Raw genomic sequence first — 9,881 nt, forward strand, 5'->3', positions numbered from 1 at the left:
CGTTCTTTCGTGTTTCCAGCTTATCAGATGTTTTCCGCTCCGTTTCCGGGGCTTCGTTCATCCAACTCGCCGGTGTCTTCCGGGGTTTGACGCCCCGTCCGACGTTTCAAACTCTAGCCGATCCCCGCTCCGAAAAGCGAATCCGACCGCAACCCAATAAAACGAGCACGCCGAATACGCACCAGGCCACGACGCACACAGACGAAGCGACCCGGCCCGAACCGGGAAGTGGTGTTTCGGAGGATTGGCCACCCCGGGACCGTCCGCGCGGCTGCGTGTCCGGTGCTCCCTGTCAGGCGACTAGGAGACAGTACTCCTACTCCGGGCCCAAGCCAAACGCCCCTGCCCGGCTCCTCCCCGCCCCACACCCCCGGACGCCGATCAACGTCGGCGTTCATCGTTTGTCTACCGCCCTGCCCCAAGCTCGTGCCACACCGCGCCCCGAGGACCCGGCGGCGCGATCGCACGAGAGAACCACGAGGTACACGGGGACATGAAGACGATGAAGGCCCTTCGGCAGATCGCCCTGGCCACCGCCACCACCGCGCTCGCGCTGGCCGGGGCCGTGGCCTCCACCGGCACCGCGGAGGCGGCGATCGACCGGGCCGGCGACCACGTCTCGATCTGGGACGACGAGCCGCTCTACCCGGGCTGGTACATCGAGTCCGGCTCCACCAGGATGATCATGCAGCCCGACGGCAACTTCGTCGTCTACCAGTTCGGCAGCGACGTCAAGATGGCCAGCAACACCGTCGGCTGCGGCTACAAGGCCGTCATGCAGGTCGACGGCAACTTCGTCGTCTACGCCGCCAACGGCTACGCCTGCTGGTCGTCCGGCACCGCCGGCCACCCGCACGCCAAGCTGACCGTCACCTCCGGCGGCACCTCCGGCGTCTACTGGGGCGGCGGCATCATCCCCCGTCTCGCCCACTCCTCCGACCGCGGCCCCTTCTCCGGCCCGGGCTCGGTCTTCTTCTCCTCCGACCTCTACTGAGTCCTCCCCGGCCCGTCCCCCCGGAGCCCGAGCCAGCTGACCAGGTCGGCCACCGTCCACCGCGGCCGGGCGGCCAGCCGCTCCGCCGCCGTCCGCAGCAGCACCGGCAGGTGGCCGCAGAGCGCGGCCACCTCGGCCACCGCCTCCGGCTCCCGCCGGACCCGCTCCGCGCCGACGATCCGGGCCAGCAGCTCATAGGCGTCGTGCGGCTCCAGCGGTCCCACCGCCAGCCGCACGGCGACCTCGGGCAGCGCGCCCGGCTCCGCGCCCGCCACCACCGCGGCGCAGCCGGGCGCAGCCGGCAGCAGCGGCCCCGGCTCGGCCACCCCGTCGAGCAGCACCAGCACCCGACGCCCGGCGAGCGCCGCGCGGTAGCGCGCGGACAGCTCGTCGAGGCCGGCCGAGGAGTCCGCGCGATCCCCCAACGCCCGCAGGAAGCCGGCCAGCACCGCGCCCGAGCCGCCGCCGCTCGCGTACAGCTGCCCGTCCGGGAAGGCGTCCTGGACGGCGTGGGCGACATGCACCGCCAGCGCCGACGCGCCGCAGCCCGCCGGGCCCGACAGCCCCAACACCGGCGTGCCGCCCGCCCGCAGCGCCCGCTCCGCCTCCCGCACCTGCGCCGCCCGCCCGACCAGGTCCGGAATGTCCGGCGGCAGCTGACACGGCCTCGGCAGCCGCCGCAGCAGCACCGGGGTCTCGCCGCGCCGGATCTGCTCCGCCAGCTCGACCAGCGCCGGGGCGGGTTCGAGCCCGAGCTCCCCGTCCAACCGCTCCCGCAACGCCTCGTACCCCGCCAGCGCCTCCGCCGTACGGCCGCAGCGGTGCAGCGCCAGCAGGTGCAGCCGGTGCACCTCCTCGTCCTGCGGGTACGACGCCGCCAGCCCGGCCAGCGGATCCAGCGCCTCGGCGTGCCGGCCGAGCGCCAGGTCCAGGCCGAGCAGTGCCTTCACCGCCGCGAACCGCCCCGCCGCGAGCCGCTCCCGGACCCGCTCGGCGAACGCCCCGGGCACCCCGTCCAGGGCGCGCTGCCCCTCCCAGGAACCCAGTGCCCGCGCCAGCGACTCGCGCGCCCGCAGGGGATCCTGGTGACGCAGCGCAATGGCCTCGGCCACCGCGACCTCGTAACGGAAGAGGTCCACCGCCGTACGCGGCGCCTCCAGCCGGTAGCCGCCCGCGGTCCCGACCAGCAGCCCGGGCGTGCCCAGGGCACGCCGCAGGCGGTGGATGTGCGTGCCGATCTGCCCGACCGGATCCTTCGGCCAGCGGGTGTCGTCCGCCCCCCACAGGTCCTCGACCAGCCGATCCGTGGACACCAGCTGCCCCGGCGGGATCAGCAGCGCCGCCAGCACGGCCCGCTGCTGCGGCCGGCCGAGGTCGAGCTCACGGCCGTCGCACCGGGCCCGCAGCGGACCCAGCAGGCTGAAATCGAGCCCCACCGCCCACCCCTCGAAGACGTCGATCCGGTACACAATCTGTGACAGAGAATAGGCCGCCGGGGTATGGGGGCCCCGCCGTCCGGCCGGAACTGGCGGGATCCCGGCGCAGAACGACTTTCGGGGACGGGACATGGGTGACATCGGGGGGTCCGGACTGCGGTTCGGACTGCTGGGACCGCTGCGGGCCTGGTACGGGGAGCAGGAACTGGAACTGGGCAGGCCGCAGCAGCGGGCCGTGCTCGCCGTGCTGCTGGGCGCGGCCGGGCGGACGGTGGCCGTCCCGGTGCTGGTCGAGGGGGTGTGGGGCGGGGCCGCACCGGCCGACCCGCGCAAGGCCGTCCAGCTCGCCGTCTCCCGGCTGCGCGCCGCGTTCCGGCCGTACGCCGGGGACGACCCGGAGCGGATGCCGCTGGTCCGGGTCGGCGACGGCTACGCGTTCAGGGCGGCCGGGGCCGAGCTGGACTCGGCCGACTGGGATGCCCTGCTGGCCGAGGCCCGACGGCTGCGCGACGCGGACGCGCCGCCGCAGGAGGTCCGGGAGGTGCTGCGCCGCGCCCACCGGATGTGGGTCGGCGAGCCACTGGCCGGACTGCCCGGGCCGCACGCCGAGGCCGTCCGCGCCCGCCTGACCGAACAGCGGGTCTCGGCCAAGGAGACGGAACTGGAGCTGGACGCCGACCTCGGCGACCGCACCGACCTCACCGCCGCGACGGCCGCCCTCGCCCTGGAGCACCCCGGCCGCCCCCGGCTCACCGCCGTCCTGATGCGCGCCCTCTACCAGGCCGGGCGCAAGGCCGAGGCGCTCGCCGTGTACGAGGACGCCCGCGCCTGGCTCCCGCCGGGCGAGGACGGACCGGCCGGACTCCAGCTGCGCATCCTGCGCGAGGACGCCTCCCTGCTGCCCGCGAACGCCACCACCGGCCCGACCGAACCGGCCGCCACCGAAACCGACAGCTGGCAGGCGCCCGACCAGCTCCCGTCCGGCCTGCCCGACTTCACCGGCCGCACCGAGGAGGCCGAGACCCTCGCCGACCGCCTCGCCGGCGCCGGCGGCCGGGCCGTCGTGGTCTCCGCCCTGGACGGCATGGGCGGCGTCGGCAAGACCACCCTCGCCGTGCACGTGGCCCGCCGGGTCCGCGACCGCTTCCCCGACGGACAGCTCTTCGCCGACCTGCGCGGCGCCGACCGCACCCCGCCCGACCCCGGCACGGTGCTCGCCGGCTTCCTGCGGGACCTCGGCGTCGACCCGGGCGAGATCCCGCCGGACACCGGCGAACGCAGCGCGCTCTACCGCTCGGCCCTGTCCGGGCGGCGCGTCCTGGTCGTCCTCGACAACGCCGCCACCACCGGCCACGTCGAACCGCTGCTGCCCGGCTCACCCGGGTGCGCGGTCCTCGTCACCAGCCGCCACCGGCTGACCGGCCTCGCCGGGGCCCACCAGCTGCGCCTGGACACCCTGCCGCCCGAGCAGGCGCTGGAGCTGTTCACCCTGATCGTCGGCGCCGAACGCGTCGCCGCCGAGCCCGGGGCCGCCGAGCAGGTCGTCCGGGCGTGCGGGCTGCTGCCGCTCGCCGTCCGCATCGTCGCCTCCCGGCTCGCCGCCGACCCCTCGCTCACCCTGGCCGCGCTCACCGAAGGGCTTCGCCGCGAGCACCGGCTGGTCGAACTCAGCGACGGCGAACGGACCGTCGAAGCCAGCTTCGCGCTCTCCTACCGCCGCCTCGACGCCGAACTCGCCCGCGCCTTCCGGCTGCTCTCCCTGCCCGACGCCCCCGACGTCCCGCTGCCCTGCGCCGCCGCCCTGCTCGACCGCACCGAGGCCGAGGCCGGAGAGCTGCTCGAAACCCTCGTCGACCTCAACCTCCTGCACTCCCCGCGCTTCGGCCGCTACGGGTTCCACGACCTCGTCCGTGCCTACGCCCGCGGTCGGCTCGCCGAGGAGGACGGTGCCACCGAGAGCACCGCCGCCACCGACCGGCTGCTCGACTTCTGCCTCGCCAGCGCCCGCAACGCCGACCTGGCCGCCCGCAGGCCCGACCCGGTCGAGCTCAGCCTGCTCGACGCGGCCGTGTCCCACCCCGGCCGACCGGTCGCCGACGGCGCGCAAGCCGTGCGCTGGATGCGCGAGCAGGCCGAGGTGCACGCCGCCGTCATCGCCCTGAGCTGCGCCGACCCGGCCGTGCCGCTCGACCGCGCCGCCGAACTCGCCGACCGGATGAGCTCGGTGCTCGCCGAACGCACCCAGACCACCGTCATCGCCGACCTCGCCGAACGCCTCGCCGGTGAAGCCGAGGCCCGCGGCGACCACGGCCCGCACGCCCTCGCCCGGTACGTGCGCGGCTCCATGCTCTGGCACGTCAACCGCTACGCCGAGTCCGCGGAGGAGATCCGCCGGGTCGTCGACATCTGCACCGCCACCGGCACCGAGCGGGTCCTCGCCAAGGCCCTGCTCACCCTCGGCGGCAACGCCCGCGTCCACGGCCGCTACGCCGAGGCCGCCGAGCACGCCGGCCGCGCCGCGGGGCTGTTCCGCCGCCTGGACGCCGGACGCTCCGAGGGCAGCGCGCTCGGCGAGTTCGCCTTCAGCGCGGCCCAGACCGGACGCCTCGCCGAGGCCCGGGACGCCGCCGAACGCTGCGCCCGCCTGATGAGCGACTCCGGCCCGGTCTCCGCCGCGACCGGCCGCTACTACCTCGCCCGGGTGCTGCGGCTGTGCGGCGACCCGGAGGCGGCGCTCGCCCACGCCGTCGGCGCCCGCGAGGAGTTCGCCGCCCTCCAGGTCACCGTCTTCGCCGCCGCGTCCGGGGACCTCGCCGCCCGCATCCACGCCGAGGCCGGCCGCTGGCTGCTCGCCGTCGACGCCGCCGAGGCCGTCCTCCCGCTCGCCCGCCGCACCAGCGCCGCCCTGGAGGCCGCCCTGCTGCGCACCCTCGGCACCGCGCTCACCGGCCTCGGCCGCCCGCGCCAGGCCCGGGCCTGTCTGACGGACGCCCTGGAGGTGTACGAGCGGCTGGGGCTCAAGGAGGAATCCGAGCAGGTCAGGGGGCTGCTGGAGCGGTAGACACGGCATCAACGCGAAGGTGCACTACGCGCGTTGACCGACCGTCTACCGCGGTGCCGGAACGTCTCTCTCGTCAGGCCCCGGGCCGCAGCGGTTGCGGCCCGGGGCGACACCACAGACGAGAGGCGCAACCATGCCCACGCTCCCCCAGCACGGTCAGAACTGGACGCTCAAGTCCGCCAACGGAACCGTCGCCGACCTCCGCTCCAGCCAGACCACCGCCGGCACCGCCATCCAGTCCTGGGGCCCCAACGGCACCACCGCCCAGGGCTGGACCTTCTGGGCCAAGGAGAACGGCAGCTTCCTCCTGGAGACCCTGCTGACCACCGGGCGGCACGCAGGCGGCCAGGCCATGGTCATGGACTTCAACTACTCCATCGGCCAGACCTGGCTCTACAACGAGCACAACCAGCCCAACCAGCACTGGTGCTTCGAGCCCCTCGACAACGACTGGGTGCGCATCCGCACCACCCGCACCAACGACGGCATGCTCTTCCTCACCGCCGCCGCCCCCGGCTCGCCCCTCACCCTGGCCAAGCAGGACGACGGCAACCCGGCGCAGCGCTGGCAGCTCGTCCCGGCCGGGGGCGCCGGCAGCGGCGGCCAGCAGCAGCCCCAGCCGCAGCCCCAGCCCCAGCCGCAGCCCGGTGGCGGTGACTTCCGCACCGAGATGCTGAACTCCGTCAACGCCGAGCGCGGCCGGGTCGGCGCCCCGCCGGTGCGCCTGGACGACCGCCTCAGCGCGGCCGCCCAGCGCCACGCCAACGACATGGCCTCGCACGACCTCACCCAGCACAACGGCACCGACGGCAGCACCCCCTGGGACCGCATCGCGGCCGCCGGCTTCTCCTCGCGGGCCTCCGCCGAGAACGTCACCCCGAGCAACAGCGTGCCGGAGGCGATGCAGATGTGGATGAACAGCCCGGGCCACCGGGTGAACATCCTCAACCCCGACTACAACTTCATCGGCATCGGCTACGCGCCCCGCCAGCGCGGCAACTGGGGCCGCTACGTGCAGACCTTCGGCAAGGCCTGAGACCCCGACCGGCACCCTTCCAGCAACAAGGAGTCCATACCCATGTCCTCGAACGCGGCGGACCTGATCCGCATCGCCCGAGACGAGGTCGGCTACCACGAGGGCCGCAGCGGCGGGCACTGGAACAACATCCAGAAGTTCTCCCCCGCCGTCGCCGGCCTGGAGTGGTCCCAGGGCGAGGCCTGGTGCGCCACCTTCGTCGCCTGGTGCGCCGAGCAGTCCGGCAACGGCGGGCTCTTCCCGGTGAGCGCCTCCTGCGCGGAGGGCGTCGCCTGGTTCAAGGAGCGCGACCGCTTCACCGAGTACCCGGTCATCGGCGGCCAGGTCTTCTTCGGGCCCGGCGGCGGCAGCCACACCGGCATCTGCGTCGCCTACACCAGCTCCACCATCACCACCGTCGAGGGCAACACCAACGACGGGGGAAGCTCCGAGGGCGACGGCGTCTACCTCAAGACCCGTGAGCGCCACTCGGACTGGGTCCACGGCTACGGCATCCCGGACTTCGCCGAGGGCGTCGTCCTCGCCGATCCGCAGTGGAAGGACCGCTCCGGGGCGCTCTACTTCGGGCAGGAGGCGTCCGCCGACGACAGCCCCGCCGGCGGCGCCCCGTCCGGGACCGCCCCGGCGGCCGGCGGCGACGGCGGCGACGGCTACGAGCCCTTCCCCGGCGCCGACTTCTTCCACGACGGCCAGAACAGCGACGTCATCACCCGGATGGGAGAGCGCCTCGTCGCCGAGGGCTGCTCCGCCTACGCCGAGGGCCCCGGGCCCGAGTGGTCCGGCGCCGACCGCGAGTCCTTCCGCAACTGGCAGCACAAGCTCGGCGACTCGGGCGCGGACGCCGACGGCGTCCCCGGCCCCAAGCAGTGGGCCGCGCTCGCGGTCCCGCGCGGCTGACGCCGGGCACACGGCACACCCACCTCACCAGAAGGAGAAACCCGATGAGCACCATCACCCGTACCCGCAGGCTCCTCGCCTCGGTCGGGACCGTCGCGGCCGTCGCGGGGGCGGTCGTGGCGGGCGCGCCCGCCGCACAGGCGGCGCAGGCCGGCGCCTGCGACCTGTCGCCGTCCGTGGGAGGCATGACGGCCGTGAACAACGGCTCCGGGGCCGGCGCGCTCGACCTGTACCACAACGTCGAGGTCAACGGTCAGCCGATCATCATCTATCCGGCCAACCAGTCGCCCGCGCAGACCTGGTCGTTCTGGAAGTACTGCGACGGCACCACGGCGATCTCGCACGGACAGGGCAAGGTCATCGACCTCGACACCGGCTCGGGCGCGGTCCACCTCTGGGACACCCCCGGCGGGCTGGACGGCCTCAACCGGCCGACCGGCGACTGGATGCCGGCCAACCAGAAGTGGCTGCTGACGGACAACGACCGCGGCTGGTACCTGATCCGCAGCGCGGCCACCGGGCAGTGCCTCACCTCCAACGGCGGCGGCCAGGCCACCGGGGTGGCCTCCTGCAACACCGGTGACCCGGCCCAGCGCTGGCTGCTGGGCTGACGAACCACCGGGCCCGGTCCGCTCCTCGACGTCGAGCGGACCGGGCCTATCCTCGTCCGCGTGCCCCTCATCAGCCTGCACGACCGCGCCGCGCTCGCCGCCCGCTTCCACACCGATCCGGCGCTGCACCTCTTCGAGCTCGGCGACCTGGACGACACCCTCTGGCCCAACACCACCTGGTACACCGCCGCTCCCGACGCCGGGCACGGACCGGTCGCACTGCTCTACAGCGGCGGCGACACCCCCGTCCTGCTCGCCTTCGCCCGGCCCGCCGGCCTCCCCCCGCTGGAGGCGCTGCTGCGCGACCTCCGCCCCTTCCTCCCCCGCCGGTTCACGGCCGGGCTGCCGGACGGCGCCGAGCGGGCGCTCGCACCCGACTACGCGGTCGAACGCCGGACGCCGCTGCTGCGGATGCTCCTCACGGCGGAGCCCCCGGCCGAGGACACGCACGAGACCCGGCCGTTGGGCCTCGCCGACGTCGACGGCGTCCGAGCCCTGCTCGCCGAGTCCTACCCCGACTCCTGGTTCGACCCCCGGATGCTGGCCGGCGGCGGCTACGTCGGCGTCCGCGAGAACGGCCGGCTGCTGGCCGTCGCCGGAGTGCACGTCCACTCGCCCGCCCAGCGGGTCGCCGTGCTCGGCAACGTCACCACCCACCCCGACGCCCGCGGCCGCGGCCTCGCCCGGGCCTGCGTCACCGCGCTCTGCCGCCGGCTGGCCGCGAGCACCGACCACCTGGGCCTGAACGTCCGCACCGACAACGCCCCGGCGATCCGACTGTACGAGCGGCTCGGCTTCACCACCGTCGCCACGTACAACGAGCTGGTGCTCGGCACCACCTAACAAAGCACTACTAGGGCACGGCCCGGGGCCGGTGCGGCGGATCACGAGTCGATATCCCTTGTCACAGCCGCGCCAGGGACTCGTCACGAGCGTGTCAAAGCGGCGCCGAACCCATGGTCCCGATCGTTCGCGCTGCGCTATGAACGTCCCTCAGGAGGACCGCCGGCACCGGGGGTCCGCAACCACGGGGGATCCACACGTGAAGCCCATCCGCAGCAGTCGCCACGCCCTGGCCCTGGCCTCGCTGGCAGCTGTCGGCGCGCTCACCCTGACCGCCTGCAACGACGACGCCTCGTCATCCGACACCGCGACGACCCCGCCGGCGACCGGCGCGCCCGCCACCCAGGCCGCCTCGCCGACCGCCGCGGCCACCGCCCCGGCCGCCTCCGGTTCGGCCTCCGCCCCGGCGGGCGGCGGCGCCTCCGGTACGGCCGCCGCGCCCGCGCCGGCCGGCAGCGCCCCGGCGGCCGGGACCACCCTGAAGCTCGGCGACGCCGCCACCATCCCGTTCAGCTCGGGCAGCACCAAGGGCACCATCGCGCTCGCGGTCACCTCGATCGAGAAGGGCGACCCGGCCGACCTCACCTCGCTCAACCTGGGCGACAAGGCCAAGGGGCTGGTGCCGTACTACATCCACTACAAGGTCACCAACGCCGGCAGCACCGACCTGTCCTACACCAGCGTCAACCACATGAAGGGCCTGCTGGCGGACGGCACCGAGGCGCAGGAGCTGATGGTCATCGGCTCCTTCCCCAAGTGCAAGAGCGAGTCGCTGCCCAAGGGCTTCACCAACGGCCAGTCCGCCACGTCCTGTGCGGTGGCGATGTCCCCGGAGGCCTCCAAAGTCGCGGGCGCGGAGTACTGGGGCGAGCCGTACACCCTCGGCAAGGGCCTCAACTGGAAGTGATGCCCGGACCTGCCCAGCCCGTGCCGTCAGCCCCGTGCCGTCGGCGACGACGCCGCCGACGACGCGCCGTGGATCCGCAGGAAGGCGTCCACACCT

8 protein-coding genes are annotated in these 9,881 nt (G+C 74.3%); 7 read left to right on the forward strand and 1 reads right to left on the reverse strand.

Annotated features, from left to right (window positions below):
* The first annotated feature begins 493 nt into the window (after positions 1-493).
* The gene (locus ACZ6EM_RS39900) at positions 494-994 is read left to right on the forward strand and encodes a hypothetical protein (protein ID WP_465774622.1); all 501 of its coding nucleotides are present in this window, start codon (positions 494-496) and stop codon (positions 992-994) included.
* Here ACZ6EM_RS39900 and ACZ6EM_RS39905 read toward each other — a convergent pair.
* Positions 988-2,430 (reverse strand): AfsR/SARP family transcriptional regulator, encoded by a 1,443-nt coding sequence (locus ACZ6EM_RS39905; RefSeq protein ID WP_465774623.1) that lies wholly within the window; start codon positions 2,428-2,430, stop codon positions 988-990. The two genes, ACZ6EM_RS39900 and ACZ6EM_RS39905, sit on opposite strands and share 7 nt — an antisense overlap.
* 130 nt (positions 2,431-2,560) lie before the next feature.
* Between ACZ6EM_RS39905 and ACZ6EM_RS39910 the strand changes: the two genes are divergently transcribed.
* The 6 genes from ACZ6EM_RS39910 (at position 2,561) to ACZ6EM_RS39935 (ending at position 9,785) form a co-directional block, all read left to right on the forward strand.
* Positions 2,561-5,491 (forward strand): AfsR/SARP family transcriptional regulator, encoded by a 2,931-nt coding sequence (locus ACZ6EM_RS39910; protein ID WP_465774624.1) that lies wholly within the window; start codon positions 2,561-2,563, stop codon positions 5,489-5,491.
* 133 nt (positions 5,492-5,624) lie between these two features.
* Positions 5,625-6,527: a CAP domain-containing protein gene (locus tag ACZ6EM_RS39915; protein ID WP_401045619.1), complete on the forward strand. Its 903-nt coding sequence runs from the start codon at positions 5,625-5,627 to the stop codon at positions 6,525-6,527.
* A 42-nt stretch (positions 6,528-6,569) separates the two neighbouring features.
* On the forward strand, positions 6,570-7,424 hold the full coding sequence (locus ACZ6EM_RS39920; protein ID WP_401045616.1) for a peptidoglycan-binding protein: 855 nt from the start codon (positions 6,570-6,572) through the stop codon (positions 7,422-7,424).
* Positions 7,425-7,468: 44 nt separating this feature from the next.
* Positions 7,469-8,035: an RICIN domain-containing protein gene (locus ACZ6EM_RS39925; RefSeq protein ID WP_401045613.1), complete on the forward strand. Its 567-nt coding sequence runs from the start codon at positions 7,469-7,471 to the stop codon at positions 8,033-8,035.
* 60 nt (positions 8,036-8,095) lie between these two features.
* Positions 8,096-8,878 (forward strand): GNAT family N-acetyltransferase, encoded by a 783-nt coding sequence (locus ACZ6EM_RS39930; protein WP_401045609.1) that lies wholly within the window; start codon positions 8,096-8,098, stop codon positions 8,876-8,878.
* A gap of 199 nt (positions 8,879-9,077) precedes the next feature.
* Entirely contained in the window at positions 9,078-9,785 is a 708-nt protein-coding gene (locus tag ACZ6EM_RS39935; RefSeq protein WP_401045606.1) for a hypothetical protein, read from the forward strand.
* The last annotated feature ends 96 nt before the right edge of the window (positions 9,786-9,881 follow it).

Source organism: Kitasatospora sp. NPDC041917, from assembly GCF_055589745.1.

Excerpts from the sequence above, each read along its gene's own strand:
- ACZ6EM_RS39915 (WP_401045619.1), top strand. The coding sequence starts at position 5,625 with ATGCCCACGCTCCCCCAGCACGGTCAGAACTGGACGCTCAAGTCCGCC.
- ACZ6EM_RS39925 (WP_401045613.1), top strand. The coding sequence starts at position 7,469 with ATGAGCACCATCACCCGTACCCGCAGGCTCCTCGCCTCGGTCGGGACC.
- ACZ6EM_RS39900 (WP_465774622.1), top strand. The coding sequence starts at position 494 with ATGAAGACGATGAAGGCCCTTCGGCAGATCGCCCTGGCCACCGCCACC.
- ACZ6EM_RS39910 (WP_465774624.1), top strand. The coding sequence starts at position 2,561 with ATGGGTGACATCGGGGGGTCCGGACTGCGGTTCGGACTGCTGGGACCG.
- ACZ6EM_RS39920 (WP_401045616.1), top strand. The coding sequence starts at position 6,570 with ATGTCCTCGAACGCGGCGGACCTGATCCGCATCGCCCGAGACGAGGTC.